The organism is Sphingobium sp. VMM, from assembly GCF_056790315.1.
This window is the reverse complement of sequence record NZ_JBXGSI010000033.1, coordinates 1-13,605: the sequence shown is the minus strand read 5'-3', so window position 1 is coordinate 13,605 and position 13,605 is coordinate 1. Positions and strand designations below refer to the sequence as shown.

The following is a 13,605-nucleotide window of genomic DNA, read 5'->3' as shown; positions in this document are numbered from 1 at the left end:
GCAAGAGGAACACCCGGCGCAATGGAATGACGGGCAAGCCATCGGCTGTTTCCGGGCGATTCCACGCGGTGAGGGAAAGACGGACCGGTCATGGCGTCGATACCCCGGCGCAGCAGATCGTCTTTTCGAACAGCATGAACTGGGCGTTGTCCTTGCCCGGAGCGTGTTTGGCGCTGGTCCACAGGGCGCCGGGACGGCCGACATTGACGCAACTGCCGCCCTTGACCGGCTCCATCAGCTGGAACTTGTAACGGCTCTTGGTCCAGACGGGCTGGGGAATGAAGGAACAGCCATCTGCCGAACTGACGGTGAGCGCGCCGAGCCGGCCCATCATGAACACGCCGCGGGCGGCAAGGCCGGCCCAGGCCTCGACGCTGTCCCCGAAATGAATATCGCCCGCGATCGGATAGGTCGCGCCCCAGCTACCCATGCACCAGAACAGCGGATCGACGACCTTGCCCGCGGCGGCCGCGGCGCTGTCGGCCATGCAGGCAAGCCCCGCCGCGGGATTGCCGAACAGGATCGCCTCGGGCTGGATGATCGCGCCCAGTGTCGCCGACTGCCAGGTCGGCAGGACCTCGGTGATGAGCGCGACATCGAAGCCATCATCCTCGATGCAGGGCAGGTCGGTGAACATGTCGAGCATCTTCCAGACCGGGGCGATATAATAGTGCATCTGCGCGAACATCTTGCGGGTGTTGGTGCCGTCGGCGAGGCTGCTCTGGCTCCCCTGCAGCTTGCCGCCGGTGGGCATGATGTCTGCGCCAAGCGCCATCATGCAGCCCGGCTCGGTCACGACGTCGACCATGCGGTTGGGCGACCAGAAACTGACCTTGACCCCGAACCAGAAAGTCACGCCCTTGCGGCACGCGCACAGAGGCTTGGAAGCCGATTGTGCGTCGAGCGCCTTGCCGAGCGGATCGCTGGGTCCGATCTTCACGCCGCCGATGGTGATCGGGAAGATGCAGTTCCAGCGTACCTTGGTGATCGGGTTGAAGACCGTGCCCGCCTCGCATTTCGAGGCATGGGCCGGAGCAGCGAGCGCCAGCGCGGCGAAACCGCAACCCAGCGCCAGCAGTCGGCGAAGGGACAATCCTTTCATCGCGCGCCCCTCCGGTCTGTCTTGCTCCTGTCGACCTCGGTCAGCACCAGTTTCTGTCCGGCCTGCGCGACGATCACCGGCGCTACCGTCAGCCCAAGCCGTGCCTTGACGCGCTCCTCAAGCAGGAACAGCGCCCGGCCATGGCGTTCACCAAGGGTGATTGCGTCGGCATCGCGGGGGCCGCCAGCTGCGAGCAGGATGAAATCCGCAGGGCGCGCAGTGCGCAGGGCCCAGTCGAGCTCTGCGGGATGGACGACGATGAGCCGCTGCGGCAGCGACACATAGCTGAGCGGATTGAAGCTGTAGCCCTTCGCGTAAAGCAGCTTGCCGTCCTGCAGCCGTATATCCTGGTCGAGCGTATAGAAGGGAATCACCGTGCGATTCCGGTCGGCGCGCGCGATCCCAAGCGTCGCCGCCTTCATCGCAGGCCAGCGTTCACGCGGACCGAAGGCGGCTTTCATGTCGGGAACCTGCGTTGCCCGGCCTTCGATCTCGCTTAGCGCATCGGGCTCGGCGATCGGCCAGGTGCGGCCTATCGTGCTCGTCTCCGCATGGAGCGATGACGCCATGAGCATTCCGGCCATAATCGCCATCGCAGTGCGGGCGCACAGGACAGGAGAGCGAGCGAAAACTCCGCGCTGGGATCTAGCGGCCATGGCGCCGCCTCCAATAGGGCTGGGAGCTCTGGCGATCCTCGCCGAGGGCGGCGCTGATCAGCGCGGCGGTGGCGATGATCGCAGTCATGACCACGAGCAGGCGGAACAGTCCCGGCACCTCCGGCAGCTGCCAGGCGATGAAGGACTGGACCAGCAGCAGTCCCTGGCTTCCGACGATCAGGCGGATTGGCCCCGGCGCAGGGGTAGAGGAGAAGATGCCGTTCATGGCCGCCTCCAGCGCCTGGCGAAGGCACGAACATGCCGGGCCAGCGCATCCCAGCGAACGAGGATGAGGCCTGTCGAGCCGGCGCCCATGCCGGCGCAGATGCCGACAACGATCGCGCCCTGGAGCGGCGCGCGCAGGCTCCAGGCTGCCATGAACGCAAAGAGCGCCGCGACAACCATGCCGGTGCTCACCAGGATCGTGTAACTCACCCTCGCGAACCGCCGTTCCGCTTCGATCACGGTGACGATCGCATGTGCCACCGCCGCGATTCCCAATGCCTGATTGTCGAGCCTGCGCGCATAGGCGAGGAGCGCGTGGATCTCGGCGCTGGGGATCTCGGCGCCGGCTTCAAAGACGGTTTCGAAGTACTCATCATGGTCCGGGTTCATCGCGCCCTCCACTGCGACAAGCGCGAGAAGAGCATCCCGCAGGCGCCCGACAGGCCGATCAGCAGCATGCCGCTTGCAAAGCAGGCAGCCGCCACGATAAGCCCTGTGCGAACCGTCTGGAGCAGGGGCTGCTCCAGCGCGAGACCCGCCGCGATCACGAGCCCGCCCATCATGCAGGTCTCGATCGCCACCAGGCGCAGCCGCCACTGGAACGCGGCTGCCTCGGCGCGCTTTGCGACGCGGGCTTCGATGATCGCCTCGATGGCGGGGTCATTTTCCCAGTCGATCGCCAGCTGGTCGGGATGGGGTCTGGACTTGGGCATCATGCCGCCCTCCCGGCCTGATAGGCACGGCCGCCCAGCACCTCGACCGGATCGACGCCGGCCAGTTCGCAAACAGCTTCCAATGGATTGCGGCCCGCGCGCACGAGTGCCTCGAAGGCGGCGACCTCGTTGGGCGCGGAGGTATTGATCCAGTAGCTGAAGGGGTCGACCACCAGCCGGGCAATGCCGAGCCCCAGGGGGCTGTCGATGAACACCTCGGAGTAATTGGGCTTGGCGTTGCGGACCGATTTCAGCAGGTCGAGCACGAAGCCCGAATAGTCGAGGATCTTGTTGTCGACCGCCTTGTCGTAGGTGGAACCCTGCAGCAGGAACCGGGTCGCGGCATTTTCGAGGATCACCTGGCCCGTACCGCCGAAGAGCAGCAGGTCGTTCATGCTCTGAAGGACGATGCCGAAGCTGCCCTGATATTTGCGCGCGCGGCGATAACCCTGGCCGAACGCCTCGGCGAGGCGCGAGAGATCCTGCCCGTCGCTGCGCGTCATGAACTGCGCGGCTTCGTCGCACAGCACGAAGCGGGGCTTGTCGCGCGCCGAGAGGTAGAGTTCCTGGGTGACGGCGTTCACCACCACCATCACGATCACGTTGAAGAGGTCGGGGAGCGCCTTCAGCCGTTCGAGTTCGAGCACCACGAATTCGTCGCGGGATATGTCGAAGGTCGAGGGGCCGTTGAAGAAATGTCCATAGGCGCCCTGCGACCCAAAATCGCGCAGGTTGAACGCCAGCTCGCGTGCGACCGGAACGAGATGATCGACGCGGTCGAGATCGGAGACCGCATTGTCGGGATAGCGGCCGAGCCAGTCGCGCACGGCATCGATGCCGTCCTCGCCGCGCCCGCTATCGACGGTCCACTGCACCGCTGACTTCAGCAGGTTCCATTCCGACGTGCTTACCGGCTTGCGGGTGGAGGCATTGGCCATCTCGGCGACGATGGCGACCGCCATGGCGATCGCCGACTGCTTGTCCTCGCCGTCGAGCGCGAGCCCCATGTCGAAAGGATTGAGGACCAGGCGCTCCTCGCCGATGTCGATGTAACGGCCCGAGCAGAGCGTGCAGAGCTTGCGGTAGCTGCCACCGATATCGATGATGCGGATGAGCGCGCCTTGCGCATAATATTGCTGGCAGAGGTTATTGAGCAGGAAACTCTTGCCCGCGCCGCTCTCGGCCGAGACGATGAAATTGTAATTGTTGATGCGCGGGTCGAAGAGATCGAGCGTGATAAGCTGACCCTTGCGCCCGACATAGAGCAGGGCAGGGCGGCCGCCGCCGCGAAAATCGGTCTGCACCGGCGCCATCAGCGTCGCGGCCTTCACCGGCATGCGGAAATCACGCTCCAGCAGCTTCAACGTCCGCTTTTCCGGGTAGAGGCCGAAGGGCAGGCTGGCGGCGAGCAATACCGGCAGCAGATAGCTCTCCTCCTGCACCATGAAGGGCAGGGGTTCGGATTCCCACAGCCGCTTGGCCCGCGCGGCCATTTCACGCGCCTGGGCGCTGTCGCGGCCGAACACCCACACCGTCGGGATCACCGAGACGAAGCGGCTGTTCGACGCCTCGTCGAGGATCCAGCCGATCTCCTCGATCTGCTTGCCGACCTCGACCGCGAAGCTGCCCGCCGCCTTCTGAGCCGAGAGGATCTGCGCACGCTTGTGGATCTCGAACTGCGAATGATCGAACAGCACTGAGAGACAGTAGAGGAACGGCCCGCCGATCTGGTCGCTGTCCTCGGCGCTCCCGCGCATACCCCCAAGCAACCGGTTCGCCCGCTCTGCGGTGATGCGGCGGGCAGGGGCTTTGGGCGTCAGGCAGCGCGCGACCTGGTTGCCGAGATAAACCTCGGATCCCTCGAAACAAAGGTCCGGCCCCGCTTCGATGATCTGCCGCGCGATCGACGGCGCCGGCATTCCGCCCACGCTTTCGCTCAGGAACACGCCAGGGGCGGGCGCGAAGACACCGTTGAAGATCCGCCGGTAGAAGCTGACCAGTTCATCGGGCGGCAGGCGCCGGATGCCCATCTTCGCCAATTGCTCCTCGACCTGGCGGCGCAGGTCCGCGCCGAGCTTCGCCCGCGTCTTGATGACAAGGAACAACCGGAAATCGCGCACCGGGATCGAATGCAGCGCATCGAGGCCTTTGGTGCCCGAACGCAGATACTCGGCTGTCCGCCGGGCAGAAGCCTGGACCAGCGGATCGGGCCGCACCTTGAGATCGAGATAGGCGTCGAGCGCCGGGTCGATCAGCGGATCGGCGAAGGTGATGAGCTGGAGAACCGTGCCTTCGGGAAAATGGATGTTGAGAAGACCGAGCAGCGCTTGCTGCACATGGGCGAACATATAGGCCGAAGGGACAAGCTCCCAGGCCTGGCCCCAGCCGTCGTCGATGCACAGGAAGGCTTCTTCCTCCTCGACCCAGGCGACCATCGGCAGGAAGTCCGAATAGGCATCGCGCGTCACCGCGGCGCGCAGGCGCTGATAGCTGAGGCTGCCGCGTCCACTCATGGCCGGTTCTCCGGAGCGAGGCTGAGCGGCATTTCCGGGGCCGGAGCCTCGACGCTTCCTCCGGCGGGTTCGCGCATTGTCCGCAGCACCGGCGGGGCCGGCGTTCGGCCGCCCGGTTCCACCAGATAGTCACCGACCACCCAGGCCGGCCGGTCGATGATCGAATAGACATAGCGCGCCATGTAGAGGCGGTCGGGCCGCTGCTTGTCCGCATAGGGCAGGATCACTGTGCGGATCGTGCGCGATGGGCGCAGCATGGGCGAGCCGGGGCCCTCGATCAGCGCGCCGACATTGCCTTGTCCGCTCTGGGGAGCGACAGCATCTGTCGTCGTGGATCCACTGGCACCGCTGATGCGCGCGGGCGCCTTGCCCTTCCTTTGCTCCGCGAGCATCTTGCGATCGTTGGTGACGGCAGGATCGGATTTCGAGGCACGACCGGCAACGGCGTCGGCATAGGCCTGGTCGGGATGAATGCACTGGCCATGGTCGCTGTTCTTGCAGGAGAATTTCTCGCTGTAGGGCGACATCACCGACCCCACCGTGGCGCAGCCCGCGAGCCCGAGCAGCGGCAAGGCGAACAGCGGCAGCGCGCTTAGCGTAGTACGGCAAGCCCGCATATGGGCGACAAACGGATGTGGCATGGTGCCTCCTGTGGTGGCGCGCATCAGAACTTCACTCCCGCGCCGGGTTTGATCTCGAGCGTCGCGCCTTCCTGGATCACCACGACCACGTCCTTGGCGGCGCCCACCTCGACAATGGGACCGGCCTGACGGGCGAGATCGAGATAGAAATCGGTCAGCTTGTCCGAGGATTTGGCGAGGCCGCCGGCAATGCCGGTTTTCGCCGCGTCGCCGGCATCGAGCGTCCGCACGGTTCCGAGCGCAGATGTCGAGGTGTTGCCGAAAGTGCTTTCGACCGATTGCGAAATGCCGCTGATGGTCCCGGCGATGAAGGCGCGCGCCAGCGTGGCGCCGGCCCGCGTCACCACCTTGCCCGACAATCCCTTCTTGCCGTCGGTATCGACGAAGAAGCCCTTGACCGGCTGATCGACCACCGAGTGCTCGTCGAAATCGACGCAGGACAGCGATACGAGCTGGACCTCGACCCGTTCCTTGGCAAGGCTGCCGGTGGCGTTGCCGATGATAAAGCAACCACCCAGGTTCGCCTTCACCTCATTGGGCAGGACTGCAGGCGCCTGCACCCGGGCGATGATCGGCTCGGGGTTACTGGTTGCGTCCCGGCTTGCCAGCGCGTCGATCCCCGTCAGGAGCCGCGCTTTCATGAAACCAGGCGGTAAATAGATCGTCCGATTCTTTTTTTTGGACGAGGCTGAACCATCAGCTGCGCCCTGAGGCCCGCTTGCGCCCACGACCTGGCTGGTCGCAGTCCCGATCGCGCCGACCGTCTTCTCGACCGGCGGTGCGGGAGGCGCGGGCGGGGCGCTCGGCGCTGAGGGCGGCGCCGGGAGCTTGTCCGCGTCCGCGCCAATGTCACCGACGTCGGGCGGATAGGGAAGCGCAGGCGCGTCACCGGGCAATGCCGCCGGCAGATCGCCATCGACGCCTCCGGTTGCCTGGCCGCCCGGCGTTCCCGGGCCACGTGATCCGGGAACGACCTTGCCTTCCTCGATCGCGCTGACGCGGTCACCGAGCAGTTGCTGACCGTCGAGGACCTTCTTCAGGTCTCCGCGCAGCTTCACTTCGAGGCTGTCACCGCGCAGTCCCGCGCCCATGTTGAGCGAGGACGCAGGATTGGCTTGCTTGACCTCGTCCTTGCTGCCCGAGGCCATATAGAGGCCGATGCCCAGTGCGCCGACCGCAACGCCGACGGCGAGCTGGCGCGCGCGCAGCTTCTGCTTCGCCGACAGTCTTGCCCACAGCCCCTGCCAGTCGAACAGGGCCACGGGGCGTCTCGGTTCAGCCTCGTCCTCCTCGCGAGTGCTCCGTCCGGCAAGATGCGCCTGATAAGGCGACAGCGGCTCAGGGGCCTCGACAGGCCCATTGTCCTGCGCGCCGGTCATTGCCCGGTCCCCCGGCGCACCACCACCAGCCGGGCGCTTTCCCCGGCGTTGAGCCGCACCCGGTCAAGGGTCACGGCGAAAATGCGGGGCCCGAGCGCCGGATCGATCAATGACCGTTCGTCGAGTGTTACGGCTGCTGCGGCCTGAACCCGGTACTCCGAAGCCGAAAGCGCAGCGCCCTCTATGGCAACGCGGCGGCTTTCGGTGATCGAAACACCGGGCATCGCCGGAATCGGAAGCGTTCCGCCGGCGGGCGCGACCTCGCTGAACGAGGCGGGAATGCGATCGTCCAGCAGCGCCATGGTGATCGAGACCGCGCGGTCTTCATCGGCGAGCGCCGCCATCAGTTCATTATTGGCCTGCGCCCGTTGCCGGGCGCCCGGCATCAGCACCACCGTCTGCGCGGGGATCTCCGCCGGTTCCGCATAAAGCGGATAAGTCGCGCCGTTGCAGCTCACGAAGAATTCGGAAGGCTGGGTCACATAAGTGCGTGTGACCTGGCCCGCATCGTCGATCTCGTGGGCGAGGAACTTGATCCAGGCGTCCGCGCCGCCCTTTTCGACGGCGAGGCCCTTTTCGGCGGAGAATTTGATGTCCTCGATCTCGCCGCCCTCGCACACGACATGGTTGATGTCGCGGTTCGACAGCCGAATCCGGCTGGTCTGGTCGGGCAGCGCATGGATCGTTTGCGCTGATGCCGGCACTGCCGCTATCAGCAGGGAAAACATCAGCGCATGGCGCAACGGCGCGCGGCGCTCAGCGTGTTTCGGCATCGAACTGTTCCTCGGAAAGACGGGTCAGCCAGAAGCGGCCATTGTCGATCGCGTAACCGATGCGCAAAATGCCCCGGAATTCGCGGATGACACCGCCAATCACGCGGACCTTCTCGACCGGCACGACGATCTCATGGGCGGTCCAGCGGACCGGCTGATCGTTTCGGATATAGGTGGCAATCGACAGGGTCGGGTTGTTCGCCAGCTCGTCGAGTATGATGTTCAGGCTGTCGCGCATTGCGCCATAGGCGGAGGGGTGGACGAGCCCGAGCAGTTCCTGGAACTGGCGATCAGCCGAATAGGCCGACCAGGTGCCCGAGAGCGCGACGATGTTGCGCGTCATCGCGACGATATAGGCTTCGGACGGCTTGTTCCCCGAGACATGCAGGTCGCCCGTTGCGCCGAAGGGCACGATGATGGTCCGGGCGTTCTGGTTGGTCGTGTAGATCACCGCGCCCAGGACCGCCGTGACGCCGAACATCCCGGCGATGGCGACCTTGAGCAGCCGGTTCTCCTCGAACAGGTTCGCCGAGCCCTGCAGGTAGCGATGGATGCCGAAGCTTGCCGGTTTGCCCAGCAGCACATCCTCGGCATTTTGCTTGCGCGTGAAGAGACCCATGGCGCCTACTCGAAGAAGCGGGTCTGTGTGGGACCCGGATAATGGGGGAAGGAGACCAGGCCCCAGCGCCATGCGAGATGGGCGAGATAGCCTCTGGGCTTGGTCCGCTTCCACGGAATGAAAAGGAGAAGGGCGGCGATGAGCGCCCAGCCGACAAGTCCGCCTACGATCGCGGCCACGAACACGCTCGAGGTCGCGAGAAGGAACTCGTCCGATCCGAACCACAGAATCTGGACCGGCCGATGCAGATATTGCGGAAGGCGTTCGTCCACTTGCCCTTCTCCTCCTGCTTCATGACACCTGGGAAGGTGCCGGTTTCCGGGAACCGACCATTCGGCTCCCAGCACGTGCCGGTGCGAGTGCGTCTGGCCGGTCAGCCAGCGCGCAGCCGCACGCGGCGTCTCAGACGACCATCCCGAAGGTCTGGAGAATGGAGTCCGCCTTGATCAGGCAGACGGCCGCGACGATCGTCGGGATGCCGATCATGATGTTCGAGAAGAGGCGCGAGACGCCGAACAGGAAGGCGGCGACGCCGCCCACGAAGCCCAGGGGTCCCTTCACGCCCTGGTTCACGACGATATCGTAGATATCGTAGCCGAGGTCGCCCTGGGCCGGTGCCGAGAAGGCATGGGCAGGACCACCCACCAGGGCTATCACGCCCAAAGGGAGACCGAGATTGGCCACCGCCAGGGCCTTGTTACTCAATGTACGCATCATGGCATTGCTCCGAAAATGGAACCGTCCAACCCAAGCCTGCCGGCATCGAAGATTCGCTGTCGGCCGGGGCGTCGGTGGACGGCTCCATGAGCCCGCCGCCGCCGGCATCCTGGTTCATCCGTTCGCCCGCAATCGGGCGGGCCGGATGCCCTCCGAATTGACCTCATTCCGCCCCCTTCGGGCGCCCGCTGTTTCAGCGCCGCGCTTCGGACGCCGCCTTTGTGAGCGCCGGCTTCGCATGCCGGTCGAGGAACGCCTCGAGCTCAGCTTGCTGAAAGCCAGAGATAAGCTTGCCGTCGGCGATCAGCGTCGGCGTGCCCGACACCCCGACCTTCGCGACCAGTTCCGCGTCATCCGCAACCTTGTCGTGCCCTGCGGCGCATTGGCGCAGCAGCGGCGGTGTCTGTCCCGAATAGGCGGCCTGGAACGCTGCTTCGCGGTCGGGCGAGCACAGGATATGCTCTGCCTTGGCCGCCGCCGTCGGGTGGATGCCGCTCACGAAGAAGATGAGGCGCCTGATCGGCTTGCCTTCCGTCGCCTTCGCCTTCCAGAAGCGATCGAGCGCCTGGCAATAAGGGCAGTCCGGGTCGGTGAACTCGATCACCGTCGGTGCGTCCGCCGGGCCGATGGCCAACGCCTTGGTGGGGTCGATGGCCTTGATGCGCCGGGCCGCGCCCTGTTCCTGCGCTAGGGCGGTCAGATTGATGCCATTGCGGTCGTAGACTGTAGCAAAGAGCAGATGTTCGCTCTGCGGGGCAAAATAGATGATCTTTCCGCCCGCTATGGCCTGATAGATCGGTCCTTCGACCGGGGCGGCGCCGAAATCCTCGAAACGCAGGTTGGTAAAGGTCTGTTGCAGCTTGACCTGGGCTTCGGCAGCAGCGTCGCGAAGCGACGTTGCTGCCTGCGTGCGTGAGGCAAGCTCGAGCTCTTGGGGCGGTGCGCCTTGCGCTGCCGCGCCATGGAGAGGCATAGTGCCCGTCACGAGAGCGACGAGTATTGCCGCGGAACTGGAACGCGTTCTGGTCATGACCGCTAGTCTCCCTGAGTGGGGATGAGACGGACACCGGGCTGCCGATCGTTCGGAAATTCTCGCCCTTGCTGCCGTCTCGACACGGACTTGAGTGGCGGAACATCCTTTCTCTGCACAAGGGATGAGGAATCTCAGTTCCGGTTTAAGGCACTTCAGTTCCGGTTATCGGAAAATCACTTCCGCAAACCGGAAGTATATTTCCGGTTTCATCTTTTGTTCCTTGTCCCGGAATCGCTTGCGTAACGCGGAATCGGTAGACTCGCAGGCATATCGACCGCGAAAGAATCGCTGCCTGCGTCGGGAGAACGACTATGGGGAGTCAGCAGTCCAGGGCGTACAAGCTTCAACTGTCCGACGAGGGCATTCATCTGTTCCTGCAGTGCCATTGCCGGCTATGCCATCTCGCCGGAGATTTTCTGCCCTATGGAACGACGTTGTTCATAGCGATCGATCTTCTCCATCGATGCGCCGCGGACGATCTTATCGCCGAACTGCTCGACCCCAAGCTGGATCGTCTTGGCGGACGTAAGGTTCGGCATGTCGGCACGTCCAACGCCCTCTCACGCCTCGTCGACGACATTATCGAAGCAGTGCGCCAGTCGCAGGCCATCCATCCCTCGCCCCAGGTCTGGAGACTCTATCTCTCCGCCCTGGTCCACATGCAGGCGACCGAAGACATCAAAATCGTTCAGTGTTTCCGCGACATGCCAGTCAAGACCGGACGTCCTGCCCATCGTTCTGCGAGATAGTCGCGTAGGCGGGACAACTTCGAGCGGTTACCGGAAATTAGTCTCGCAGATGCAATGATCTGTGGCTTGACGATAGGTTTTATTTACAACAAATTGCCGCGAATAGGCGATGTGAGTTGGACTTTTGAGCCGCTGTCAGGGAGACCTGCAGATGACGCTTCAAAGTCCCCAAGCGATCGGTGGCGACATATTCTCATCGATCAAGGAGCTTTCCGGAAAGCTCGTCGAACGGTGGCGGCGCAGAGACAGAGTCTCTCAGCGCAGCCTGGGAAAAGCTGTCGGCCGTACTGAACGCTGGATTCGTGAACTCGAAGGCGGGGCCGGGACGGCCTCGCTTGAGGACCATATCCGCTGCGCGCATGCGTTGCGGAGGACGTCGTCTCACCTGTTCATTTTCCTCCTCGCAACGGAGCACAAGATGACGATACCTCATGAGCTTCTTCTCCAGGACGACCTGTGGGAACTGGAACGCGACATCATCGCGGCCGTGAGCCGCCATCACGCAGTCGCGGTGGCCCGCCTGGCTTCACGGGGCGGCACTGCTCCGCGGCCAGCTTGATGAACGGCGTCGTCCGGCATGTCTCCCGAGCCCGTCCTGGCCGAAAGGGCCTATCTGCTCCTCAAGGCCGATATCATGGCTGGGCGGTTCGCCTCGGGCGGTATCCTCAACGAGAGGGCGCTAGCCGCTGAATATGGTGTATCCGTGTCGCCCCTGCGGGACGCCGCACAGCGCCTGGTAGGGGAGCATATGCTCGAGATTGCTTTTGGCGGCGGCTATCGCTTGCCGGCGATTACACCCGACGCCTTGCGCGATCTCTACCGTTGGCACGGTCACCTGATACGCCTCATACTCAAGGCAAGCCGTCCGGCCGCTGCCTTCGAAGCGAAGCCCTATGCCGAGACGGAAGCGGATGGGCGCGCACTTGCGACGGCGGCGACGAACCTGTTTCTGGCTATCGCGCAGGCCTCCAATGATCATGAACATAGAAGGGCGCTTCGATCGGCGACGGAACGACTCCACATCGCCCGCGTCGGAGAAGTTCGGGTGTTGCGCAATCTACGGGAAGAGCTCCAAGCGGTCGGGATCGCGACCATTTCCGGTCGAGGTCCCGACCGTTTTGAGGTTCTTTGGGCCTATCACCGGCGACGAATTCGTCGCGTGGGCAGGATATGGGAAGCCATCTCTTTATAGCCATGGTAAATGAAATCAGATGGTTACATGGTGCCATCGTCGCCGAAAATGGCTTTCGCAAGGGACGGTACCGGTTAGTTGCGCACTCGCGACCTTATAAGATCGCTGATCACGCATTTCCTGATTTACCCTCCGGGAGCTGCAACTTCGCAGCATATCCAAGAAGGAGGTAAGTATGGAACGCGACAACCATCCGGAAACCGACCTGATCGACCTCGGCCTTGTGGTCGAAGAGACCAAGGGATCTGGCAGCAGATACAATGACGGAATCGGCGGCCTGCAAAATCAACCCGGTCTCGCGGACGACTGATGCGCGAGGGCACGTGAGCCCACTAGGGCACGCGTGCCCTTCATCCAGGAAACAAAGATGCAATTCATGCTCTGTGACGATCTTTGCTTTTGCAAAAGTGCTGGCGCCGTCATATTTCTAGATGCGCGCACTGGCCGTTATTTCGCGCTACCCAGCCACTTCGTTGGAGCTTTCTCGCGCTGGATTGATGGCTTTCAGCCATCCTGCGACGATGTGCAGATACTCGAACATCTTGCCCAGCAAGGGATACTGGTGGAAACTGAGCATCCACCGCAATGCTTCAACATCAAATTTGCATCCCTTCCACCACCGGCGGTCGAGATTGGCCTTGATGGTCGATTTCCTTCCTTTCAACTCGCCGTCTGCGCGATCGCAAGCCGCTTGATTTGGACATGGCGCGTGCGCCATCATTCATTCTCGAGCCTGATAGATAGAATTAAAAACATTCGGAGTTCATCTTCCCGCAAGACGGTAAGAGGGGCGCAGCGCGATCTTGTCCGGTTGGTGCACGCTTTCCGATTTTCAGATTTGCTGTTGGGTAGTCACGATCGTTGCTTGCCTCGATCCCTTGCACTCGTGGCCACCTGCCGGAAATACGGCCTATCTCCGTTGCTTGTGATTGGCATCCAGGCTGCGCCGTTCGCAGCACATTGTTGGGTTCAGGACGGCGATGTGGTCGTCAATGAAAGTCCAGATCGCGCGCAAATGTTCACGCCGATATTGGTAGCATGACAATGTCGCGGTACCTGATCCTCGCCTTTGGTCAAATTGAAGAATGTGAACAGATTTTGCGGCAGGTTGCTGCCAACACTGCGCTTCGCGAAGTTTATCGCGGCGATCACATCATTCTATTTGCTGAAAGCCCCGAAAATATTCTTCCACTGCCGACAGGAGGTGGAGCCATAGTGGGGACATTGTTTTCTGGGCGCCAAACTTCAGGGAAGGTCGCTCAGTTTGAAGGGAATGAGACTATCGAAGTTATT

Annotated in this window: 19 protein-coding genes; 6 read left to right on the top strand and 13 right to left on the bottom strand. The window is 63.2% G+C overall.

Annotation, left to right across the window (positions count from 1 at the left end; genetic code table 11):
- Positions 1-88 precede the first annotated feature (88 nt).
- From ACUCV3_RS25920 to ACUCV3_RS25860, 13 genes are all read right to left on the bottom strand, one after another.
- Complete coding sequence (locus ACUCV3_RS25920) at positions 89-1,102, bottom strand: TraU family protein (protein ID WP_482241363.1); 1,014 nt, start codon at positions 1,100-1,102, stop codon at positions 89-91.
- A complete protein-coding gene (locus ACUCV3_RS25915) occupies positions 1,099-1,677 on the bottom strand; it encodes a conjugal transfer protein TraW (RefSeq protein WP_482241386.1) in 579 nt (192 codons plus the stop codon). The genes ACUCV3_RS25920 and ACUCV3_RS25915 overlap by 4 nt, the downstream gene beginning before the upstream one ends.
- Before the next feature lie 70 nt (positions 1,678-1,747).
- Entirely contained in the window at positions 1,748-1,984 is a 237-nt protein-coding gene (locus ACUCV3_RS25910; RefSeq protein ID WP_482241362.1) for a hypothetical protein, read from the bottom strand.
- Entirely contained in the window at positions 1,981-2,373 is a 393-nt protein-coding gene (locus ACUCV3_RS25905; RefSeq protein WP_482241361.1) for a hypothetical protein, read from the bottom strand. Before ACUCV3_RS25905 ends, ACUCV3_RS25910 begins: the two co-directional genes overlap by 4 nt.
- Positions 2,370-2,699, bottom strand: a complete 330-nt coding sequence (locus tag ACUCV3_RS25900; protein ID WP_482241360.1) for a hypothetical protein — start codon at positions 2,697-2,699, stop codon at positions 2,370-2,372. The genes ACUCV3_RS25905 and ACUCV3_RS25900 overlap by 4 nt, the downstream gene beginning before the upstream one ends.
- Complete coding sequence (locus ACUCV3_RS25895) at positions 2,696-5,209, bottom strand: TraC family protein (RefSeq protein WP_482241359.1); 2,514 nt, start codon at positions 5,207-5,209, stop codon at positions 2,696-2,698. Before ACUCV3_RS25895 ends, ACUCV3_RS25900 begins: the two co-directional genes overlap by 4 nt.
- Entirely contained in the window at positions 5,206-5,826 is a 621-nt protein-coding gene (locus ACUCV3_RS25890) for a TraV family lipoprotein (protein ID WP_482241385.1), read from the bottom strand. Before ACUCV3_RS25890 ends, ACUCV3_RS25895 begins: the two co-directional genes overlap by 4 nt.
- A 47-nt stretch (positions 5,827-5,873) precedes the next feature.
- On the bottom strand, positions 5,874-7,229 hold the full coding sequence (locus ACUCV3_RS25885; protein ID WP_482241358.1) for a TraB/VirB10 family protein: 1,356 nt from the start codon (positions 7,227-7,229) through the stop codon (positions 5,874-5,876).
- The gene (locus tag ACUCV3_RS25880) at positions 7,226-7,957 is read right to left on the bottom strand and encodes a type-F conjugative transfer system secretin TraK (RefSeq protein WP_482241384.1); all 732 of its coding nucleotides are present in this window, start codon (positions 7,955-7,957) and stop codon (positions 7,226-7,228) included. Before ACUCV3_RS25880 ends, ACUCV3_RS25885 begins: the two co-directional genes overlap by 4 nt.
- A gap of 28 nt (positions 7,958-7,985) precedes the next feature.
- Positions 7,986-8,621 (bottom strand): TraE/TraK family type IV conjugative transfer system protein, encoded by a 636-nt coding sequence (locus tag ACUCV3_RS25875; RefSeq protein WP_482241357.1) that lies wholly within the window; start codon positions 8,619-8,621, stop codon positions 7,986-7,988.
- Positions 8,622-8,626: 5 nt separating this feature from the next.
- Positions 8,627-8,893, bottom strand: coding sequence for a type IV conjugative transfer system protein TraL (locus tag ACUCV3_RS25870; RefSeq protein ID WP_014076300.1), 267 nt, complete (start codon positions 8,891-8,893; stop codon positions 8,627-8,629).
- Between the two features lie 130 nt (positions 8,894-9,023).
- The gene (locus tag ACUCV3_RS25865) at positions 9,024-9,338 is read right to left on the bottom strand and encodes a hypothetical protein (RefSeq protein ID WP_482241356.1); all 315 of its coding nucleotides are present in this window, start codon (positions 9,336-9,338) and stop codon (positions 9,024-9,026) included.
- A gap of 193 nt (positions 9,339-9,531) precedes the next feature.
- Positions 9,532-10,311: a DsbC family protein gene (locus ACUCV3_RS25860; RefSeq protein ID WP_482241383.1), complete on the bottom strand. Its 780-nt coding sequence runs from the start codon at positions 10,309-10,311 to the stop codon at positions 9,532-9,534.
- 371 nt (positions 10,312-10,682) lie between these two features.
- On the opposite strand from ACUCV3_RS25860, the gene ACUCV3_RS25855 reads away from it, so the two are divergent.
- The 6 genes from ACUCV3_RS25855 to ACUCV3_RS25830 form a co-directional block, all read left to right on the top strand.
- A complete protein-coding gene (locus ACUCV3_RS25855; protein ID WP_482241355.1) occupies positions 10,683-11,120 on the top strand; it encodes a hypothetical protein in 438 nt (145 codons plus the stop codon).
- Between the two features lie 151 nt (positions 11,121-11,271).
- The gene (locus ACUCV3_RS25850) at positions 11,272-11,679 is read left to right on the top strand and encodes a helix-turn-helix domain-containing protein (protein WP_482241354.1); all 408 of its coding nucleotides are present in this window, start codon (positions 11,272-11,274) and stop codon (positions 11,677-11,679) included.
- A gap of 18 nt (positions 11,680-11,697) precedes the next feature.
- Positions 11,698-12,312: a GntR family transcriptional regulator gene (locus ACUCV3_RS25845; protein ID WP_482241353.1), complete on the top strand. Its 615-nt coding sequence runs from the start codon at positions 11,698-11,700 to the stop codon at positions 12,310-12,312.
- Between the two features lie 175 nt (positions 12,313-12,487).
- Entirely contained in the window at positions 12,488-12,622 is a 135-nt protein-coding gene (locus ACUCV3_RS25840) for a benenodin family lasso peptide (RefSeq protein WP_143066860.1), read from the top strand.
- 57 nt (positions 12,623-12,679) lie between these two features.
- Entirely contained in the window at positions 12,680-13,354 is a 675-nt protein-coding gene (locus ACUCV3_RS25835) for a lasso peptide biosynthesis B2 protein (RefSeq protein ID WP_093021028.1), read from the top strand.
- A 2-nt stretch (positions 13,355-13,356) separates the two neighbouring features.
- Positions 13,357-13,605 (top strand): hypothetical protein (locus ACUCV3_RS25830; RefSeq protein WP_482241352.1); only part of this gene is annotated, 249 nt, incomplete at its 3' end.

Bases quoted from the DNA above. Each gene is read 5' to 3' on its own strand.
- ACUCV3_RS25920 (WP_482241363.1), bottom strand. From the start codon at position 1,102: ATGAAAGGATTGTCCCTTCGCCGACTGCTGGCGCTGGGTTGCGGTTTC.
- ACUCV3_RS25915 (WP_482241386.1), bottom strand. From the start codon at position 1,677: ATGCTCATGGCGTCATCGCTCCATGCGGAGACGAGCACGATAGGCCGC.
- ACUCV3_RS25910 (WP_482241362.1), bottom strand. From the start codon at position 1,984: ATGAACGGCATCTTCTCCTCTACCCCTGCGCCGGGGCCAATCCGCCTG.
- ACUCV3_RS25905 (WP_482241361.1), bottom strand. From the start codon at position 2,373: ATGAACCCGGACCATGATGAGTACTTCGAAACCGTCTTTGAAGCCGGC.
- ACUCV3_RS25900 (WP_482241360.1), bottom strand. From the start codon at position 2,699: ATGATGCCCAAGTCCAGACCCCATCCCGACCAGCTGGCGATCGACTGG.
- ACUCV3_RS25895 (WP_482241359.1), bottom strand. From the start codon at position 5,209: ATGAGTGGACGCGGCAGCCTCAGCTATCAGCGCCTGCGCGCCGCGGTG.
- ACUCV3_RS25890 (WP_482241385.1), bottom strand. From the start codon at position 5,826: ATGCGGGCTTGCCGTACTACGCTAAGCGCGCTGCCGCTGTTCGCCTTG.
- ACUCV3_RS25885 (WP_482241358.1), bottom strand. From the start codon at position 7,229: ATGACCGGCGCGCAGGACAATGGGCCTGTCGAGGCCCCTGAGCCGCTG.
- ACUCV3_RS25880 (WP_482241384.1), bottom strand. From the start codon at position 7,957: ATGTTTTCCCTGCTGATAGCGGCAGTGCCGGCATCAGCGCAAACGATC.
- ACUCV3_RS25875 (WP_482241357.1), bottom strand. From the start codon at position 8,621: ATGGGTCTCTTCACGCGCAAGCAAAATGCCGAGGATGTGCTGCTGGGC.
- ACUCV3_RS25865 (WP_482241356.1), bottom strand. From the start codon at position 9,338: ATGATGCGTACATTGAGTAACAAGGCCCTGGCGGTGGCCAATCTCGGT.
- ACUCV3_RS25860 (WP_482241383.1), bottom strand. From the start codon at position 10,311: ATGCCTCTCCATGGCGCGGCAGCGCAAGGCGCACCGCCCCAAGAGCTC.
- ACUCV3_RS25855 (WP_482241355.1), top strand. From the start codon at position 10,683: ATGGGGAGTCAGCAGTCCAGGGCGTACAAGCTTCAACTGTCCGACGAG.
- ACUCV3_RS25850 (WP_482241354.1), top strand. From the start codon at position 11,272: ATGACGCTTCAAAGTCCCCAAGCGATCGGTGGCGACATATTCTCATCG.
- ACUCV3_RS25845 (WP_482241353.1), top strand. From the start codon at position 11,698: ATGTCTCCCGAGCCCGTCCTGGCCGAAAGGGCCTATCTGCTCCTCAAG.
- ACUCV3_RS25840 (WP_143066860.1), top strand. From the start codon at position 12,488: ATGGAACGCGACAACCATCCGGAAACCGACCTGATCGACCTCGGCCTT.
- ACUCV3_RS25835 (WP_093021028.1), top strand. From the start codon at position 12,680: ATGCAATTCATGCTCTGTGACGATCTTTGCTTTTGCAAAAGTGCTGGC.